Genomic DNA, 19,163 nt, shown 5'->3' with positions numbered 1-19,163 from the left:
TCAAAGCGCGCGGATGATGCGGCGCAGGACCAAGGCCGCACCCGGTGCCACCGCGCTTACGAAGCGGGGAAAATCGAGATGGCTGTCGGCGCCGGCGAGATCGCTGAGACAGCGCACCACGACAACCGGCAGCCCGAGCAAGGCACCGACCTGGGCGACCGCCGCCCCTTCCATCTCGACTGCATGGGCCGAGAACGCGCGGTGCAGGCGGTCACGGACCGCCTCACTGTTGATGAACTGATCGCCCGAGAGGATGCGGCCCATCAAGACCCGACGCGGCGGCGCTTCTGCGCTTTGGGTCGGCAGCAGATCCGCCGGCAGATCCGGCAACGCTATTTCGGCAGCGAGGCGCCCCAGCTTCTCGGCCAGCGCCGCTGGCAGGTCGAAGGAAAAGTCATGGCGATGATCGCCCAAAGGCGGGACACCCGGGCGGAAGGGCGTCAAGGCGGCGTCATGCAGATGGCCATAATCGTGCTGGACCAGCGACTGCGCGATGACCGTGTCCCCGATGTTGAGGGCGGGGTCGAGACCACCCGCCACCCCGCTGACGACCAAACCGCGGCAGGAGAATTCCCGCGCCAGCAAGGCAGCGGTCACGGCCGAGGCCACCTTGCCCACACCGCTCTCCGCCACCACGACGTCATGATCTTCCAACCGCCCCAGCGTCACCGGGCGTCCCAGCAGTTCCCGAACCTCGATATGGGACATATGCTCCCTGAGAGCGGCTTTCTCCGCCGCCATCGCACAGATGACGGCCAAGGGGGCATTTTTTGTGGTCATGCTTCGTCTAATGCTTGGTTGCTGCGAAAAGAGGTTAAATGGGGAAAACCCTGACGTCCAGCACTGGCAATGATCCCAAACGCCAGTCTCCACGTATAATGGAGCGCAATCGATGGCGCAGCGTAAATGAACAGAACACATCCACCGATCCTCATCTGGCTGCGGCGTGACCTTCGGCTGGACGACAATCCGGCCATCTTCCATGCCGCCAAGACCGGCCGACCGGTCATCCCGTTCTTCGTTGACGACGACAAGCACCTGGGTGGCGCTGCGCGCTGGTGGCGGGGACGCAGCCTGCTGGCGCTGGATTCGGCGCTGCGATCGCTTGGTTCGCACCTGGTCGTGCGTCGCGGCGATGCCCTCGACCAGGTCATGAGCCTGGCGCAGGAAAGCGGCGCCACGGCGCTGCACTTCAATCGCCGCCTGGAACCGCGCGGACTTGCCATCGATGCCAAGGTGGTCACCGCTGCGCGCGCCGCCGGCATCGAGATTGTCGAGCATCACGGCAATCGCCTGCACGACCCTTGGACGCTGAAGACGCTGAAGGGCGACCCTTTTCGCGTCTTCACGCCGTTCTGGCGCCGCCTTGCCGAGAGTTACCAACCACCGGCACCCTGCCCGGCGCCTACAGCACTAACTGCACCATCGACATGGCCGGGGGCGAGCGACCTCGCTGCCTTGGAGGAGCATGCACCTTGGACGGCCGGCATGACCACACAGTGGCGCCCGGGGGAAGCCGGCGCGCAGGCGATGCTGCAGCGCCTGCCGGAGAAGCTCGCGGACTATGGCACCGCGCGTGATCGGCCGGATATCGAGGGAACATCGCGCCTCAGCCCGCATCTCGCCTGGGGCGAGATCAGCGTGCACGCATTGTGGCGGCAGCTGAGCCAGGAAGGCTCACCGAGCCAAAACGGATACCTGCGCGAACTGGGTTGGCGCGATTTCAATAGCCACCTGCTCTATCACTTCCCCCGCCTGCCCGTGGACAATTGGAACCGGCAGTTCGATGCCTTTCCCTATCGCTCTGCACCGACACAGTTGGCCGCTTGGCAGAAGGGCCTGACCGGCTATCCGATCGTCGATGCCGGCATGCGCGAATTGTGGACCACGGGGTGGATGCACAACCGCGTCCGCATGATCACCGCATCCTTCCTGATCAAGGATCTGCTGCTCGATTGGCGCGACGGCGAGAAATGGTTCTGGGATACGCTGGTCGATGCCGACCTCGCGCAGAACGCCGGCAATTGGCAGTGGGTCGCTGGATCGGGCGCGGATGCCGCACCCTACTTCCGGGTATTCAATCCCATCACGCAGGGAATCAAATTCGACCCAGAAGGTACCTATGTTCGGCGCTGGCTGCCGGAACTGGCTAAGCTGCCAACGCACGCCATTCACGAGCCGTCGACGGCATCGCTCTCAGAATTGTCGGCAGCGCATGTCTCCTTGGGACGCAGCTACCCGTTGCCGTTGGTCGACCACGCCAAGGCGCGCCTGCGGGCGCTGGCGACGCTCAAGGCGCTGGGCACAGCTGCGGCTGCAGAACTGGCCACCACCGACGTCTCGTCAAGACAGAATTCCCCGAACCTGATCTAGGTTCTGTGCCAGCCTGTCACGCGTCATTCTGCACCGCTGACAGTATCCTGCCATCCCCCCATGTTCGTGGTGGATACCGGCGCCCGTCGTCACCGATGGCATCGACATCCGTTCGCGTTCTTTTCCGGGATGAAAAACAATGATCAAGAAAAGCCTCTGGCTTGCTGGCATCATCGCCGCAGGCTCACTCTTTGCGGCGGATGCCGCGATGGCGCAGGAAGCGCCCGGCAAGACTGCCGGCGATTTCCTGGTGCGCTTGCGCGCGCTCGGCGTCGTGCCGGCCGACAATGCCGACATCGATCCGATCGGCGGCGATACCGACCTTTCGAATACGGCGACGCCTGAAATCGATATCAGCTATTTCATCACCGACAACATCGCCCTGGAACTGATTGCGGCGACAACGCATCACGACGTCAAAGCGAAGAACACCGATCTCGGGGACGTTGATCTGGGTGATGTCTGGCTGTTACCGCCCACACTTCTGCTGCAGTACCACTTCCTCAGCAAGGGCGTGGTCAGCCCCTATGTCGGCGCTGGCATCAACTATTCGATCTTCTACGCTGTCGACAACCCCAACCATGGCGTCGTGACCGATGTCGATTACGAGAACAGCCTGGGCTGGGCCTTGCAGGCCGGCGTCGATGTGCGCATCGCCGACAACTGGTATGTCAACGCCGACGTGAAGCGCCTGTTCCTCGATACTGATGTCAACATCAACCACGGCGCGGTCAAAGCCGATGTCAATGTCGATCCGTGGATCTTCGGTATGGGTATCGGCTACAAATTCTGAGTCGTAGCCCTAACAAAAAAGCCCGCCACCGAAAGGTCGCGGGCTTTCTTTTTGTTCGTATAGAAGTTCAGGCGGCGGCTGATTTCGCCAGGCCGTGCCGCAACCGCAACGCCGTTTCGCGCTGATCGTTGGTCGGCTGGTAGAAGACAGAGAACTCCTTCAACGCCTCGGCGTAACCTTCGACACGCTTTTCGGCCGGCGGCTCGATCGTGTCGATGCCGCAGCGAAGCATGAAGAGATACTGATCGCGCAAAACCTGGCCGAAGGCGCGGATCTCACCACGATAGCCGAGGCGATCCCGCAATACGCGGGCGTAAGAGAAAGCACGGCCGTCGGTGAATTTCGGGAATTCCAGCGCCACCAGCGACAAGTGATCGAGATCGTCCTTGATCAGCAAGGGCGACTGGTCGCTCTTCAGTGAGATACCGACCGCGGCATTGCGCTGACGCAATGTGTCACGCTCGGCCTGCCAGCGCTCCAGCGAGACGATGACCTTGGCACCGTCCGGCAAGGTGGCGTCATCCGCCACCCGCACCCACTCATTCGGCTGCGGAACGCCGTTCTTTAAGACGACCATAGACCTTCTCCTTGAAGGGTTCGATACCGACACGGCGATAGGTGTCGATGAAACGTTCGGACGCATCGCTGCGCAAATCGAGATAGATATCGATCACGGTTTCGATCGCGTCGGGAATCTCGTCATACGAGAATGCGGGACCCAAGATCCTGCCGATCGAAATGTCTTCAGCCGACGAGCCCCCCAACGTGACCTGGTAGAACTCCTCGCCCTTCTTGTCGACGCCCAGAATGCCGATATGACCGACATGGTGGTGACCGCAGGCGTTGATGCAGCCGGAGATGTTGAGGCGCAGCTCGCCGATATCGGCCAGACGCTTCGGGTCGCTGAAGCGGCGGGAAATGCGCTGCGCCACCGGGACCGAGCGGGCGTTGGCGAGGTTGCAATAATCGAGGCCCGGGCAGGCAATCATGTCGGTGACAAGCCCGATATTCGGTTCGGCCAGCTTAACTGCCTTGAGGCGCTGCCAGAGATGGTAGAGGTCCTGCTTGCGGACATGCGGCAGCAGCAGGTTCTGGCGATGCGTGGCCCGCACTTCACCAAAGCTGTATTCGTCGGCAAGATCGGCGACCACGTCCATCTGGTCGGCTGTGATGTCGCCCGGCGCCATGCCCACCGGCTTCAAGGAAATGGTGACCGCAGAATAGCCATCGACCTTATGTGGATCGATATTGGCGCGGATCCAACGGCCGAACTCGGCATCGTTCTTCTTCTGCGTCTCGAATTCCGGCCAGAAGGCCGGCAGCTTCTCGTAATCGGGATCGGCAAAATAAGCACGGATGCGCGCCACTTCGGCCTCGGGAAGCTTCAGCACCGTATCCTTGATGCGCAGCCATTCTTCTTCGACCTGGCGGCCGAATTCCTCTGGGCCCAATGCCTGCACCAGGATCTTGATGCGTGCCTTGTAGATGTTGTCGCGACGGCCATGCATGTTGTAGACGCGCAAGGTGGCGTCGAGATAGGAGAGCAGGTCTTCCTTCTTCACGAAGGCTTTGACCAGCGGGCCGATGATCGGCGTGCGACCCTGGCCACCGCCGGTATAGAAGGCAAAGCCAACCTCGCCCGCGTCATTGCGGACGATCTTCAGCCCGATGTCATGCGTCCGCATGGCGGCGCGGTCCTGATCGGCGGCGATGATTGCGATCTTGAACTTGCGCGGCAGGTAGCTGAATTCCGGGTGCAGCGTCGACCATTGGCGGATGATCTCGCCCCAGACGCGGGGGTCCTCGATCTCGTCCGCAGCGACACCAGCCAGATGATCGGCGGTCACGTTGCGGATGCAATTGCCGCTGGTCTGGATGGCGTGCATCTCGACCTCAGCCAGATGCTTCAGGATGTCGGGCACGTCATCGAGGCGCGGCCAGTTGTACTGGATGTTCTGGCGCGTCGTGAAATGGCCATAGCCCTTGTCATAACGCCGCGCGATAAAAGCCAGCTTGCGCATCTGCTTGGAATTGAGTTCGCCATAGGGAATGGCGACGCGCAGCATATAGGCGTGCAGCTGCAGATAGAGGCCGTTCTTGAGGCGCAAGGGACGGAACTCTTCCTCCGTCAATTCACCGGCAAGACGGCGCACCACCTGGCCGCGAAACTGTTCGGTCCGCTCGCGCACGAAGGTGGCGTCGAATTGGTCGTAGCGGTACATCGCTGCCTCAGTCGGAAATACGGGCCGTCCACGACCCGTGATCAATATCAAATGTCGCGTTGTGCGCGGCGCGAATGCGCTCACGCGCCGATGTCGGCTTCGGGCCTGCGGCATCGACCTCGACGTCGATGAGATAGGGGCCGACGACAACGCGCTGCTTCACGAATTCCTGTGCCGCCGCGAGGGCCGCGTCGGCATCGGCCTGCTGCGCGAAAACCGCGCCGTCGGCGAAGGATTCAGACCAGTTGCCTGCGGCAGTCCAATAGATGGACTCACCCCCCAGCAACCACTGCGCCGTTACCATCTGGTTCATCACATCACCTTGAATTGGCCGTGGCTCGCTCGCGTCCGCGCCTTCAGGCGCACGACACGTTGGCCAGCAACGATTTCCTGACCCTGCCACACCGCGCGCACAGCGTCGCGCCGCGCAAGGTCAACGATTTCCGGGGCAATATCGGCATCGAACAAGACGACATCGGCCTGTTGCAGCGCACGCAGATCGCCGAGCGTGATCTGGTCGGCATCTTGCGCATCGACCAGCAATTCGACGACGGCGCCATGTTCGGGTGCCAAATCGCCATTGATGGCGCGGATCACCTCGCGTGCCGCGTCACGTTCGCGGCCAGCCAGCAATGCCTTGGCGATGGGGCCGTCGAAGAAACCGGCCCAGAAATGGCGGCGGCGGTCGTGGTCGTCGATGCGGGCATGAACCGCGCTGCGGAAACGGCGCGCAAAGCTCACCAGGCGCTCGATACCATGCGGCAGTGCCGCCTCAACGGCCGACCGGACGCGCTGTGCCAGGACCGGCGAGCCGCCATGGGTCGAGATCGCCACCACAATCTCGCCGCGATCGACGATGGCGGGCATCGTAAAGTCGGAAAGCTCCGGCCGATCGACGACGTTGACCGGCACGTGGGCGTCGCGAGCAGCGGCCGAGACTTCGGCATCACGCGCATCGTCGCCGATAGCACTGACCACCAGCGCCATGCCGGCAACGTCGCTTGATTTGAATTCAACGGCTGTGCGCTCAATGACCGAAGCACCGGCGGCGGTCAACAAGCGCGCCTTCGCCGCAGCCATATCGCCCTGCCCGACCAGCAGCACCGGTCGCCCTTGGAGACGCATGAACAACGGAAACGAACGCATAATCAGCCTATTCACACAAGTGAAGTGGGATATCTGCAGAGCTACCCCTGCGCCATTAAGTTCTGGATATATACCGGACTGTTAAGGCGTCAACGCATTTCTACACTGTGGAATTATTATTCACACTGGCGTGAGATAATTTAACAGCAGGACCGGTTGCGACGGACTCGCTATAATGCACCGGAATCGATGCCACGGACCTTGAAATGATGGACAAATCCGCCAGCCGAGCCACCGCGCCACACGACCATGCCCACTGCCAGAGCGAGGCGCTGTCGCGGGCGGAAAGCCTGTGCGAGGAACGTGGCGCGCGCCTGACGCCATTGCGCCGCAAGGTGCTCGAACTAATCTGGAACAGCCACCAGCCGGTCGGCGCCTATGCGATCCTCGATCACCTGCGCGAAGGCGATCGCGGGGCGGCGCCGCCCACGGTCTATCGCGCCCTCGATTTCCTGATGGAACAGGGACTGATCCACAAGCTGGAAAGCCTCAATGCCTTCATCGGCTGCGACCACCCGGAAAACCGGCATGTCAGCCAGTTCCTGATCTGCACCAAATGTGGCTCGGCCGTCGAAATCCAGGATTCCGGCATTTCAAGTGCGGTCAAAAAGAGTGCGGCCGCCGCCGGGTTCTCGGTCAGCCGCCTCACGATCGAATTGCAGGGGCTGTGCCCGACTTGCGGGAAGGTCGCGGCCTGAGCCTCTGCTGTCGTCCCCCACGCCAATCGGCGAATGCCGACATGCGCCGGCGGGGGAATCCATTCATCAAGCGAACCGATCCATGGATGCCCGCGTTCGCGGGCATGACAGCTATAAAACCGAGATCGGACGCGTTACCGCGCCACGCAGGCTTCGATGTACTTCTGGAAATGCCCGAGATCGGGTACCTCCCAGCCGGCAATCTTGCCCTCATCGTCCCAACGGCGGAGCTGGATGCCATCGCGGTAATAGGGTTCCTTTTCGAACGCCTTCACTTCGGTTTCCGACATCAGGCCGCCCTGCAGCTTGAGCGACAGGATCGAGGCCTCGGACAGCAGATCGTAATAGCCCTTCTCCACCGTCGCGAGGTAGCGCTTGGCCGGAACATGGAGCCGCACCGGCTCCGATACCTCCGGGCCGAAATGCTGCGACAGCCAGGCAGAGCCAAGGCTCTCATGCTGTGTGTCGATGCCCTGGTCGGCGATGTCGTCGGGCAAATCGTGCAGCAGGTGGCCGATGTCGTGGAGCAAAGTCGCCACGATCAGCGCCGGTGTGGCACCGTCGCGCTCAGCGCAATAGCCGCATTGCAGCGCATGGTCGAGCTGGTTGACGCCTTCGCCATAGCTGTCCTGTCCGCGCTTGTCGAACGCCGCCTGGATGGCGCGGATGGGGTTCATGCTGCCGCTCCCTTCTTTTCAGCAAGATTGCGGCGCAAGACCCGCGCTCGGCTTTCCAGCCCGTCTTTGTCCACGTAGCATCCCTGCAAATGACGACGACCGCGTGACGGATCGAAGGCAGTCCGCCCATGGAGCGCCCGGTCATTCTGCATGACAACGCAATCGCCGGGTTCCAGGCGGAAGATCAGCTCGCCCTCGGGGCGGTGCAGGACCTCGGCATATTTCCGGTAGGCCGCAAACCAGGGCTCGATGACCTCGGCCGGCGCATCGAGCCAATCCAGCGACCGGTTGTTGAAATGCACGCCGACGATGTCGCCATCCTCGTCGACCGAGATCATGGTCTGGCGCGCCACCAGCTCGGCATCGTTCGAGCGGAATTTGAAATTGACCGGAATGCGGGTCAGCAGATCGAAGGCCGCAGGATCTTCGGCGCGCAGTAGCGAGGCGGCGCGGAAGCCGTCGACCAGCAAGGTGTCACCGCCCGGCGCATCCGACAGCAGGCAATGCAGCAGCTGCACGCCCGGCGTTGGGTCGCGATAGGGATTATCAGAGTGAACACCCAGACCGATCGGCGTGTAGGCCAGATTGGTCGGGTTGGGCACCGACATCACATCAAAATAGGCGCCGTAATTGGTGACGCGCACGAAGCCCAGACGGTTGCCGATGGCCAGAACCGTTTCCGACTGGGTCGGTGAATGCTTGATCAACCCGAAGCCGTGGGCATGATAGGCATCAAGAAACGCAAGCTCCGCGGCCGGGTCCGCCACCATCTGGCGCCAATCGCCGACCGGCATGGCGTTGCCGATGCTGCCGTTCCACAAGCTGCGTTGCGGCTTGCGGGCCTTGCGTGCATTTGCCGCCAGGTTGTGCTCGGCGAGCCAGCTTTCGGAGAAGGTGCTGACATGGTTCTCCGGTGCAAAGGTGATGCGGATGGCGCCGTCCCCCAGTTGCACGGCTTCCGCGATCCGCACATCTTCCGGCAGGTCGGTGATCTCGTAGAGGCGCTGGCCGTTGCCAGGATGCCGGCAAGCGGCGCAGCGGCAATTGTCGCGCAACCAGATGGCCGGAAATACCGCGGCCACCTTGTCGGCCCAGGTGATGGCGATGGAATAACCCGTGCTGGTGAAGTTGGCGATCATGGCTGCCTCAAAATATGTGCAATGCCGATATCATGAACGAGGTTGAACCCTGCCACAAATGAGCCTAGCCTGGCTCATCGTTAAGTGGCACTTAAAGATGGCATCATGCGCCCTGCTCCGCCGCCCTTTCCCTGGCTGCGCGCCTTCGAAGCGACGGCGCGGCATTTGAGCATGACCAAGGCTGGGGCCGAACTGAACATCAGCGCCTCGGCTGTCAGCCAGCAGATCACCTCGCTGGAGGCCTATCTGGGGCGGCCGTTGTTCCGGCGCGCCAACCGGCGCCTGACCTTGACGGCCACCGGCGCCTTGATGGCGCCTAAGCTCAGCAACGCACTTAATCTGCTGCATGAGGCGGTCGATGATTCCCTCCCCGCGCGACGCCCGCAGTCTCTCACCGTGAAGGTCACGACGTCCTTCGGCAGCCAATGGCTGATGGCGCGCCTCGACGACTTCCGCACCCGCCATCCCGGCATCACCGTCCAGATATCGGCAACCGCCGAGCCGATCGAGAGCGACCGGTCGGCAGCCGATATCGAGATCCGCTACGGCACCGGAGACTGGCCCGATCTTGAGGCCGCGCTGCTGGCGGAAGAGAGCATCTTTCCGGTCTGCCACCCCGATCTGCTCAAACGCAAGCCCGGCCTGAAGGCAGCGAAGGACCTGGCGAAGTTCGACTTGATCGATGTTCCGGGATATCCGCAAGGCTGGTCCGATTGGCTGCGAAGCGCAAAGGTATCGTTCGACTGGATGAGGCATCGCATTGCCGTCGATCAATCGGTGATGGCGATTCAACTGGCCCTCGATGGCCGTGGCGTCGCCCTGGGACGATCACCGCTGATCCAGCGAGAGTTGAAGGAAGGGCGCCTGGTGGCGCCCTTCCCGCGTAAACTCAAGACCAGCGCCGGCTACTGGGTCGTTCACCGGCGCCGCAACGGCGAACCGCGCAAGGTGCTGGCCTTCAAGGCCTGGCTCCTTGCGCAAGGGGGCCTTACCACGGCAAGGAGTAGGTCTTCACGTTCGTGAAGCACTTCATCGCTTCGATGACGCCTTCCTTGTAGCCGAGGCCGGAATCCTTGATGCCGCCAAAGGGCGACATTTCGATACGGTAACCCGGCACTTCGCGCACATTGACCGTGCCGACCTCGAGCTCCTTCACAAATCGCGTGACGTAGTCGAGCCGGTTGGTGCAGACACCGGACGAAAGGCCGTAGGCCGTCGAATTGGAGACGCGGATCGCCTCGTCGATGTTCTTGACGCGGATGACCGGCGATACCGGGCCGAAGGTCTCGATGCGCACCAAATCGCAATCGAACGGCACGTGATCGACCACGGTCGGCGAATAGAGCGCGCCCTTGCGGATATTGCCATAGAGCAGCTTGGCGCCGTGGGCGACGGCATCGTTGACCTTGTCCTCGCAATACTTGGCCAAGGCTTCGTCGATGACGGTGCCCATATCCATTTCCGGATCCATCGGGTCGCCGTATTTGATCTTCTTGGTTTTCTCGAGCAGCAACTCGACGAATTTATCAGCGACACTTTCGACCACGATCATGCGCTTCACCGCCGTGCAACGCTGGCCGGAATTCTTATAGGAACCGGCCACGGCCAAGGTCGCCGCTTCCTCGATATCGGCATCTTCCATGACAATGAGCGGATCGTTCCCGCCGAGTTCCAGCACGGCGCGGCGATAACCCATATGAGCCGAAATGTATTTGCCGACCGAGACGCCGCCGGTGAAGGTGATGAGATCGATATTGGGGTCGGTCAGCAGTGCGTCCGCAATCTCGCGCGGATCGCCGGTGACGACCTGGAACATTTCCCTGGGCAGGCCGGCTTCGTAGAGCACGTCGGCCAGCACCAAAGCGGTGAGCGGCGTCTTTTCGCTGGGCTTCAGCACCATGCGGTTGTTGGTGGCGATCGACGGCGCCACCTTATGCGCCACCTGGTTGAGCGGATGGTTGAACGGCGTGATGGCCGAGATCGCGTTCAACAGCGGATCGCGCTGGGTGTAGATGCGGCGCTTCTTGCCATGGGGCGTGATATCGCAGGAGAAGATCTCGCCATCGTCCTTCAGCACGATGCTGGAGGCCAGATGAAACACGTCATAGGCGCGGCCCACTTCGTAGGTGGAATCCTTGAGGCACAGGCCTGACTCAGCCGTGATCAGCTCGGCGATCTCCTGACGGCGACTGACCAGGATGTCGGCGGTCTTGCGCAGGATCTGGCTGCGTTCGGCGCGGCTCAAGCTGGCCTTGTAGTTCTTCGCCGTCCTGAAGGCGCCGGCGATATCATCGAGGCTCGCCTTCGGGCAGGTGCCGATCACTTCATTGGTATAGGGGTTGAAGACCTCGAAATGCCGATCGCCGGCGGTCGAGCTGTTGACGGTCCGCATCTTCTCTTTGCGCAAGATACCCATGACGCGTGTTCCTCAAATGGCTTTCTTTTGCGGCTGTGCCGCAGGAATGGCGTAGTTGCAGGCAAGATCGAAGGCGCTGAAATTGCGCAGGCGGTAACCGGCGGGGAGCGCCTTGAGCTTGCGGTTGACGATGACCGGCACCTTTTGCTCGGTCATGCCGCCATGGGAGCGCAAGGGGACGGTGAGACCGGAGAGATCATGGCGCGACACGGCGGTACCGAGCGCGAAGTTCTTGGCTGAAATGGCGATCACGTCGCCGACGCGGTCCTCCGGCAATTCGAAACGGCGGCAGCCCTCGGCGCGATCGACCACCAGTTCCATGCCCGGCAGCTTGGCGAGCCGCGCGATGATGTCCTTGTGATCGACGCTGTCGGGGAGATAGACCGTGGCGAAGGAACCGAGCGCACCGTGATGGACGACGTAAGGGTCCGTGATCGGCAGGATAACGCGGGCAACACCGGCACCGAGCCACCCATCCAGCGTGTCCTGCAGATAAATCACCTGCGGCTTGCCGTCGGAACCATGCTTGTCGTTCATGCCGTGATCGGCAGTGAAGACGATGGTGGCGCCCATGGCCTCGATCTCACCCAGATAGCGATCCATCATGGCATAGAAATCGTTGGCGACCTTGGTGCCCGGCGCGTGCTTGTGCTGGATGTAATCGGTGGTCGACAGATACATAATGTCAGGCTGTTCCGACTTCATCAGCTTCACGCCAGCAGCAAACACGAACTCCGAGAGGTCGGCGCTGTAGACCGAGGGCAGCGGCAGGCCGACAAAACCCAAGGCATTGTCGATGCCGTGTTCGGCCTTTGTCGTCTGGTCGGCTTTCTCGGCCGAAAAGCAGATGCCCTTCATGCCCTTCCCGAGCAGCAGGCGCAGCTTGTCCTTCGCCGTGACGACCGCCACCTTGGCGCCTTCGCGCGCGAAGGTGGCGAGGATCGTGTCGGCGCGCAGGAATTTCGGATCGTTCATCATCACCTCCTGCCCGCTTTCGCGGTCATAGAGGTAATTGCCGCAGATACCGTGCACCGAGGGCGGCGCGCCGGTGACGATGGAGAGGTTGTTGGGGTTGGTGAAGCTCGGCACCACGCAATCGCCGATGAGGTCGCTGCCTCGCGCGATGGCCGATTTCAACCAGGGCATGACGCCGGCCTCGATCGCTTGCTTCAGGTAATCCGGCTCGCAGCCATCGACGCAGACCACGACGATGGGTTCGCTCGGCCAGGCATAGGTCTTGCCGTTGACGCTGATCGTCTTCATGGGGTTACTCCGCCGCCTTGCGCGCCGGAGCGCCGCTTTTCACATTCATTTCCTTGAGCACATCCGCGACCACGCCGAGGAAGGCCTTCATCTCGGTCTCGCCGAGGCGGCCGATGCAGCCGATGCGGAAGGAATCCGCCACCGTCAGCTTGCCGGGATAGATCACGAAATTGCGGTCCTTGAGCTTGTCGTAGAAGACCTGGAACTGGAAATTGGGGTCCGCCGGCATGTGGAAGGTGACGATGATCGGCGCCTGCAGGTGATCGGGCAGCAGCGTCTCAAAGCCCAGGCGGCGCATGCCGTCGACCAGGATCTTGCAGTTGTTCCGGTAACGCCCGCCGCGCCCCGCGACACCGCCCTCGGCCTCATGCTCATTGAGCGCCTGGTCGAAGGCGACAATGCAATGGATCGGCGGGGTGAAACGGTATTGCTTGGTCTTCTCGATGTTCTGCCATTGATCGAAGAGATCGAGTGTCAGCGCGTGGGCATTCCCTTGCGTCTGCTGCAAGGCACTCACCCGGCACAGAACGAAGCCGAGGCCCGGCACGCCTTCGATGCATTTGTTGGAGGAAGCCGCCACCGCATCGAACGGCACCTTGCGGCTGTCGAGCTCGATGGCGCCGAAGGCGCTCATGGCGTCGATGAGCAGCTTCTTGCCGGCATCGGCCACGACCTGCGCCACCTCGGCCACCGGGTTGAGGACGCCAGAGGTCGTCTCGCAATGCACGACCGCCACATGGGTAATGGCCGGGTCGCGCGCCAAGGCAAGCTTCACCAGATTGGGATCGACCGGCATGTCCTCGGCCCATTCCAGCGTGGCACAGGCGCGCTTGGCGACCTGGCAGATCTTCTCGATGCGCTTGCCGTAGGCGCCGTTGATGAGGATGAGGAGCTTGTCCTTCGGCCCGATGAACGTGCCGATCATGGCTTCGACCGCGAAGGTGCCGCTGCCCTGCATCGGCACGGTGCTGAACGTCCCCTCGCCGCCGATCATGGCAACGAGGCGCTGGCGCATGCGGTCGTTGACGGCGATGAAGCCGGCGTCCCGCGATCCCCAATCATGCAGCATCGCCTGCTTGACGGTCATGGAGGTGGTGAGCGGGCCGGGGGTCAGCAGCCAGGGATCTTGCGCCATGGATTTCATCCTCGAAGAACTTAAGGGCGAGAGAGCGTCGCCGATTCATGTTGCAGGAACATGCGCCGGCCCCTACCATAAGTCCAATCGCTATATACGATCCGATCTATAGATGACGTCGATAAGTCACTCTGCCCTCAGGGCCTTTCATGCGGTCGCGACCGAAGGCAGCTTCACCAAAGCAGCCCGCACCCTCAATGTGACTCAGCCAACTTTATCAGGCCAGGTCAAAGGGTTAGAGGAACAGTTCGGCGTCAGGCTGTTCGACCGGCGCAAGCGCAAGATCGAACTCACCGATATCGGGCGCAATCTCCTCGACATCACCTGGCGCATGTTCGGGCTGGAAGCCGAGGCCGAGCAGGTCCTCACCGCCGCCAAGGGCCTCAAGCGCGGGCACCTGCGGATCGGTGCCGACGCCCCCTATCACTCGATCCCCTTCCTCGCCGCCTTCAACCGGCGCTATCCCAATGTGCGTCTTTCCATGTCGATCGGCAATTCGCTGGGCTTGAAGGCCGACCTGATCGACCAGCGTTTCGACGTCGTCATTGCCGCCGATATCGGGGGCGATGCGAAGCTGCACGCCTTTCCCTTCCAGGAGGACTACCTCATCGCCTTTGTTGACCGGGCGCATCCCTGGGCCAGGAAGCGCAAGATCAAGCTGGAGGAACTGGCCGGGCATCGCCTGGTTCTGCGTGAGCCGGCCTCGACGACACGGCGCGCCTTCGACGCCGCGATCGGCAAGGCCAATATCCAGACCGGCGAAGTGCTCGAGATCGGCAGCCGCGAAGCGATCCGCGAGGCGGTTGCGGCCGGTCTTGGCATCGGCATCGTTGCGCGTTCGGAATTTGGCGACGACATGCGGCTGAAGGCCCTGGAATTCGAGGGGCCACGCATCAAATCAACGGAATTCGTGGCGTGTCTCGCCGACCGGCGCGGCACGCCGCTCGTCAAAGCCTTCCTCGATGTCGCGCGGGAGAGTTCGAATGATGGCCGCAATGCGGGTTAGTCTTCTCGCCCTGTGCCTGGCCTTGCTGGCCGCCGCACCGGCCAATGCACAGCAGGCGGCCGAATGGGTACGCGGTTCCGCCAAGGGAATCGATTATGCCAACATGCAATCAGGCGTCGCCGATCTCTTCGGATTCTTCTGTCGCAAGGTGGACAACAAGTTCGTCGGCGGCATGGTGATGAAGATGCCGGTCTTCCACACGCTGATCCGTGACGAGGAGAGCTATTCGCTTAACATCGTCATCGACGGGGCGCGCGACAGCGTCACCTTGAAGGCCAAGGATATCGAATTGTGGTACGAGGCCAACGACCTCAGCCAGCAGCTGACGCTGGCGCGGCTCTATGATGCGGTGAAGGCCAGCAATCGCCTGCAGATGGGCATCGCCGCAATCGGCTGGCGCGGCAGCTATGACTACACCAATGCCGCTGAGAAGCTCGACGGCCTGATGGATAAGTGCCTCTGACATCCGGTGCGCCGCATTCCACGCCGTTTTCCGCCATGCGCTTTGATCCCACCCCCTCCCCCTTCGTCGCACATTGACGCGCCTGCGGGCTGCCCCTTACCTTTCGCCACCAATCGGGGAGCACGGCATCATGAAATTTCTGCGCACCAACGCACCACATCTTGACACATCGCTGGTGGAACAGCTGGCGCGACAGCATTTTGGTCTCGAAGGAGAGGTGACGCCCCTCTACAGCGAGCGCGATCAGAACCTGCGCTTGCGCGAGAAGAGTGGTGCCGCCTGGGTCTTGAAGATCGCCAACGTCGCCGAAGACCCGGCCATCATCGATTGCCAGATCGAAACACTGCGCCACATCGCCCGCGTCGATCCGTCGCTGCCCGTTCCTCGGGTGCGGCTGACCATGGATGGTGCGACGACGGTGCGCGTGACGGCCGAAGACGGCGCGTCGCACATCTTCTTCGTTCTTTCCTATCTCGACGGGCGTATCGCCGGGACTGGCGACCAGAATGCGGCGCTCTATCGGGGCATCGGCGCCATGGTGGCGCGCCTCGGCCGCGCCATGCGCGGTCTGTTTCACCCGGCGGCGGGTAATCGCGAACTGCTGTGGGACGTTCGCATGGCACCGCAATTCCTGCCGCATGTAGACCTGTTGCAAAAACCGGAGCATCGCCGCGTCGCGCAGCAGATCCTCACTCATTTGCGTGACGTGGTCGTTCCGCACCTCGACAGCTTACGGGCCCAGCTGGTTCATGCCGACGTTCACGAACACAATCTGATCCTGGGTGACGACGGCATTGCCGGCATCATCGATTTTGGTGACATGATTCATGGGCCGCTGGTCTTCGACGTCGCCAACGTGATTGCCGATTTCGCCCTTGATCCCGCCCGCCTTGCCGTGGTGCCGGAGGCGATCGTTGCCGCTTATCATGCCGTGACCCCGCTCGAAGAGGCCGAGATCGATCTGCTTTTTGATCTCATCAGCGCGCGCCTGCTGCTGACGCCGCTCACCAACGCCGTCCGTGCCCATGAGACGCCGGATGAGCCCAATTACATGGCCGAATATGGCGAGCATGCGATCGACGTCTGCCTCGCCTTGGAGAAGATCGGGCGCCCCGCGTTTACCGACCGCATGCGGCGGGTGTGCGGCCTCACAACTTTGCCAGCAATGACGGATGTCGACGGCTTGATCGCGCGGCGCAAGGCGACGATGGGCTCCAAGCTTTATGTCTTCTACGATCCGCCGCTGCACATGGTGAAAGGTGACGGCGTCTGGCTGACCGACGCCTCGGGCCGCCGCTTCCTCGATTGCTACAACAATGTGCCGCATGTCGGCCATTGCCACCCGCATGTGGTCGACGCCTTGACCCGCCAGATCCGCACACTCAACACCAACACCCGCTATCTGGGCGAGCAGGTACTTGAGTACAGCGAGCGCCTGGGCGCCACGCTGCCCGGCAAGCTCAAGGTCTGCGCCTTCGTCAATTCCGGGTCGGAAGCCAACGACATCGCCTGGCGCATGGCCAAGACCTATACCGGGAACAACGGCGGCATCACGATGGATTTCGCCTATCACGGCATCACCGATGCCGTCGACGCCTTCTCGCCCAGCGGCAATCACCGCAACAGCCTGCCGCCGCATATGCGCGCCCTGACGCCGCCCGACGGCTATCGCGGCGAATATCGCTATGGCACGCCGGATTGGGGGCGCAAATATGCCGCCGACGCCGACCGGGCGATTGCCTCGCTGGCCGATGCGGGGATGAAACCTGCGGCCTTCATGATCGATTCCGCGCTGATGACCAATGGTGTGCTGGAGCCTCAGCCGGGATATGTGGCGGAGGTCTTCAGGAAGATCCGCGCTGCCGGTGGCCTCTGCATCGGCGATGAGGTCCAGTCAGGCTTCGGCCGCATGGGCACCCATATGTGGGGCCACACGCATCATGACGTGGTGCCGGATATCGTCACCATCGGCAAGCCGGCGGGCAATGGTCATCCACTGGGTGTCGTGATCACGACGCCAGAGATCATGGAAGCCCTCCTGAAGGAATATGCGTTCTTCTCGACCTTCGGCGGCAACAACGTCTCCTGTGCCGCCGGGCTCGCTGTCCTCGACGTGATCGAGCGCGAGGGGTTGGTGGAAAGCGCCCGCGTCGTCGGCGACTATTTCAAAGCCGGAATCAAGGGGCTGATGTCGAAACACGCACTCATTGGCGATGTGCGCGGCACGGGTCTTGCACTCGGCGTTGAGCTGGTCACCAATCGCCAGACCCTGGCACCCGCGGCCACTGAAACCAAGCGGATCGTCAATTCAATGCGCGATGAAGGTGTGCTGATCGGCAGCGAAGGTATCCTCGGTAACATCCTGAAGATCCGCCCGCCAATTGTTTTCAAGAAAGAGCACGCGGATATTGCGGTGGCTGCGCTGGATCGGGCGCTTGCGAGGCTCTGACATAAGCCTAATCGTCATGGCCGACGAAGGCCGACCATCCATGAGTTTCTATCAGGCGGCAGCGCAGTCGCAGGCAAATTCGTGGATGGTCGGCCTTCGCCGACCATGACGGGGTAATGAAAGCTGGCGAACTACGCCGTCCACCCAGTATAGATTCCGAGGCCCCGCTTCTTGATCTGGCCGGCGATGATGACGCGCTGGATCTCGGACGTACCTTCCCAGATGCGGTCGACACGGACATCGCGGTAGAGGCGTTCGACGGGGTTCTCGCGCATATAGCCGCGGCCACCTAAGATCTGCAAAGCCTTGTCGACGACGCGGCCGGCCATCTCGGAATTATAGAGTTTCAGCGCCGAGGCCTTGGCATGCATCAGCTTGGGGTCCATACCCTCGTTGAGTTCGGCACCAACGCGGTAGAGGAAGGATTTCGCGGCCATGATCTCGACCGCCATGTCGGCCAGCATGAACTCGATCGCCTGGAAGTCGCGGATCGGCTTGCCGAATTGGATGCGCCCCGCTGCATAGTCATTGGCGATCTCGGTGGCCCGGATGGCGGCACCCAGGCAGTGCGCCGCGATCTCGACGCGAGTCTCGGTGAACCACTCCTTGGTGAGGTCGAAGCCTTGCCCCACCTCCCCTAAGCGGCGATTGTCCTCGACCTCGACATTGTCGAACACCATTTCGTAGTGTTCATAAAGATAGGAATGCATGAATTGCGGGATGCGTTTGATCTTCACCCCCGGCTGATCCATGTCGACGATGAAGAGCGTCGGCTTCGCCGCATCGCCATCGACATGGGCATGGACGATGACCACGGTCGACGCATCGGCTGAAGTCACGAACCATTTTTCGCCATTGATGACCCATTTGCCGTTGCGCATCACGGCACTGGTCTTCACCAGCGACGGGTCGGAACCGGCGCCTTCTTCCGTGATCGCAAAGCAAGAGCGGCCCTTCCCGGCATTGAAGGGCAACAGGAAAGTATCGCGCTGCCATTGCGTGCCACGGCGCAGCGGCGTCGACGCCTTCCACACCACCGTCCACATGCCACAGGTCGCTTTGCCGATCTCCTCTGCGACCAGAATCTGCTGCATGGGCGTGTAGCCCTGCCCGCCATCGGTCTTGCTATGGATATAGCCGTTGAGCTTATGGGCGATGACCTGCTGTCGAATCTCGGCGAGCTTCTCCTTCGTCAGCTTGCGCTCGTCGCAGGCGATCTCGTTCGGAAAGAGATGCTGCTCGGAAAACGCGCGCGCACGCGCCTGAACTTCGAGATCGGCGGCGCTCAGCTTGAAATCCATGACTAAGGCTCCCCTTGACCACTTGTTTAATAGGATCATAGAGGGCCGCATTTTCCGCGGCAACGGGGTCACTCTGAGCCGT

Annotated in this window: 18 protein-coding genes; 7 read left to right on the top strand and 11 right to left on the bottom strand. The window is 61.9% G+C overall.

All coding sequences use genetic code 11. The features are described 5' to 3' along the window. On the bottom strand, positions 1–780 hold the full coding sequence (locus SMD31_RS19135) for a 5'-methylthioadenosine/adenosylhomocysteine nucleosidase (RefSeq protein WP_320502540.1): 780 nt from the start codon (positions 778–780) through the stop codon (positions 1–3). 126 nt (positions 781–906) lie between these two features. On the opposite strand from SMD31_RS19135, the gene SMD31_RS19130 reads away from it, so the two are divergent. Both SMD31_RS19130 and SMD31_RS19125 read left to right on the top strand, forming a co-directional pair. Continuing rightward, positions 907–2,373: a cryptochrome/photolyase family protein gene (locus tag SMD31_RS19130; RefSeq protein ID WP_320502539.1), complete on the top strand. Its 1,467-nt coding sequence runs from the start codon at positions 907–909 to the stop codon at positions 2,371–2,373. A 139-nt stretch (positions 2,374–2,512) separates the two neighbouring features. Further along, positions 2,513–3,166 (top strand): OmpW/AlkL family protein, encoded by a 654-nt coding sequence (locus tag SMD31_RS19125; protein WP_320502538.1) that lies wholly within the window; start codon positions 2,513–2,515, stop codon positions 3,164–3,166. A gap of 67 nt (positions 3,167–3,233) precedes the next feature. Here the strand turns inward: SMD31_RS19125 and SMD31_RS19120 are convergent, their stop codons facing one another. From SMD31_RS19120 to SMD31_RS19105, 4 genes are read right to left on the bottom strand one after another with little or no spacing between them, the layout of a single operon-like run. Beyond that, positions 3,234–3,743 carry a DUF934 domain-containing protein gene (locus tag SMD31_RS19120; RefSeq protein WP_320502537.1) on the bottom strand — a complete coding sequence of 170 codons (510 nt, stop codon included), beginning with the start codon at positions 3,741–3,743 and terminating at the stop codon, positions 3,234–3,236. After that, positions 3,706–5,388 carry a nitrite/sulfite reductase gene (locus tag SMD31_RS19115; protein ID WP_320502536.1) on the bottom strand — a complete coding sequence of 561 codons (1,683 nt, stop codon included), beginning with the start codon at positions 5,386–5,388 and terminating at the stop codon, positions 3,706–3,708. The genes SMD31_RS19120 and SMD31_RS19115 overlap by 38 nt, the downstream gene beginning before the upstream one ends. 7 nt (positions 5,389–5,395) lie before the next feature. Then, positions 5,396–5,701 carry a DUF2849 domain-containing protein gene (locus SMD31_RS19110; protein WP_320502535.1) on the bottom strand — a complete coding sequence of 102 codons (306 nt, stop codon included), beginning with the start codon at positions 5,699–5,701 and terminating at the stop codon, positions 5,396–5,398. Beyond that, complete coding sequence (locus SMD31_RS19105; protein ID WP_320502534.1) at positions 5,701–6,534, bottom strand: NAD(P)-dependent oxidoreductase; 834 nt, start codon at positions 6,532–6,534, stop codon at positions 5,701–5,703. The genes SMD31_RS19110 and SMD31_RS19105 overlap by 1 nt, the downstream gene beginning before the upstream one ends. Positions 6,535–6,740: 206 nt before the next feature. On the opposite strand from SMD31_RS19105, the gene SMD31_RS19100 reads away from it, so the two are divergent. Continuing rightward, positions 6,741–7,232, top strand: coding sequence for a Fur family transcriptional regulator (locus SMD31_RS19100; RefSeq protein ID WP_320502533.1), 492 nt, complete (start codon positions 6,741–6,743; stop codon positions 7,230–7,232). A 134-nt stretch (positions 7,233–7,366) separates the two neighbouring features. Here SMD31_RS19100 and SMD31_RS19095 read toward each other — a convergent pair whose 3' ends face one another. Both SMD31_RS19095 and tmpA read right to left on the bottom strand, forming a co-directional pair. Further along, entirely contained in the window at positions 7,367–7,909 is a 543-nt protein-coding gene (locus tag SMD31_RS19095) for a phosphonate degradation HD-domain oxygenase (protein ID WP_320502532.1), read from the bottom strand. Beyond that, positions 7,906–9,048 carry a 2-trimethylaminoethylphosphonate dioxygenase gene (tmpA, locus tag SMD31_RS19090; protein WP_320502531.1) on the bottom strand — a complete coding sequence of 381 codons (1,143 nt, stop codon included), beginning with the start codon at positions 9,046–9,048 and terminating at the stop codon, positions 7,906–7,908. Before tmpA ends, SMD31_RS19095 begins: the two co-directional genes overlap by 4 nt. A 105-nt stretch (positions 9,049–9,153) precedes the next feature. On the opposite strand from tmpA, the gene SMD31_RS19085 reads away from it, so the two are divergent. After that, entirely contained in the window at positions 9,154–10,071 is a 918-nt protein-coding gene (locus tag SMD31_RS19085) for a LysR substrate-binding domain-containing protein (protein ID WP_320502530.1), read from the top strand. On the opposite strand, the gene phnY is transcribed toward SMD31_RS19085, so the two are convergent. The 3 genes from phnY to SMD31_RS19070 are packed head-to-tail and all read right to left on the bottom strand — an operon-like array spanning position 10,037 to position 13,862. Continuing rightward, entirely contained in the window at positions 10,037–11,464 is a 1,428-nt protein-coding gene (gene phnY / locus SMD31_RS19080; protein WP_320502529.1) for a phosphonoacetaldehyde dehydrogenase, read from the bottom strand. The genes SMD31_RS19085 and phnY overlap by 35 nt on opposite strands. A gap of 12 nt (positions 11,465–11,476) precedes the next feature. Then, positions 11,477–12,727, bottom strand: coding sequence for a phosphonoacetate hydrolase (gene phnA / locus SMD31_RS19075; protein ID WP_320502528.1), 1,251 nt, complete (start codon positions 12,725–12,727; stop codon positions 11,477–11,479). A gap of 4 nt (positions 12,728–12,731) precedes the next feature. Next, entirely contained in the window at positions 12,732–13,862 is a 1,131-nt protein-coding gene (locus tag SMD31_RS19070; protein WP_320502527.1) for a 2-aminoethylphosphonate--pyruvate transaminase, read from the bottom strand. Between the two features lie 112 nt (positions 13,863–13,974). Here SMD31_RS19070 and SMD31_RS19065 point away from each other — a divergent pair, with 112 nt between their 5' ends. The 3 genes from SMD31_RS19065 (at position 13,975) to SMD31_RS19055 (ending at position 17,780) form a co-directional block, all read left to right on the top strand. Beyond that, on the top strand, positions 13,975–14,868 hold the full coding sequence (locus SMD31_RS19065) for a LysR substrate-binding domain-containing protein (protein ID WP_320502526.1): 894 nt from the start codon (positions 13,975–13,977) through the stop codon (positions 14,866–14,868). After that, the gene (locus SMD31_RS19060) at positions 14,858–15,331 is read left to right on the top strand and encodes a hypothetical protein (RefSeq protein WP_320502525.1); all 474 of its coding nucleotides are present in this window, start codon (positions 14,858–14,860) and stop codon (positions 15,329–15,331) included. The genes SMD31_RS19065 and SMD31_RS19060 overlap by 11 nt, the downstream gene beginning before the upstream one ends. 130 nt (positions 15,332–15,461) lie before the next feature. Continuing rightward, positions 15,462–17,780, top strand: coding sequence for an aminotransferase class III-fold pyridoxal phosphate-dependent enzyme (locus SMD31_RS19055; RefSeq protein WP_320502524.1), 2,319 nt, complete (start codon positions 15,462–15,464; stop codon positions 17,778–17,780). A gap of 131 nt (positions 17,781–17,911) precedes the next feature. On the opposite strand, the gene SMD31_RS19050 is transcribed toward SMD31_RS19055, so the two are convergent. Further along, on the bottom strand, positions 17,912–19,081 hold the full coding sequence (locus SMD31_RS19050) for an acyl-CoA dehydrogenase family protein (protein ID WP_320502523.1): 1,170 nt from the start codon (positions 19,079–19,081) through the stop codon (positions 17,912–17,914). Between the last annotated feature and the right edge of the window lie 82 nt (positions 19,082–19,163).

The sequence above is a fragment of the Dongia rigui genome (assembly GCF_034044635.1).
Taxonomy (GTDB): Bacteria; Pseudomonadota; Alphaproteobacteria; order Dongiales; family Dongiaceae; genus Dongia; species Dongia rigui.
This window is presented reverse-complemented; position numbering and strand designations above follow the sequence as displayed.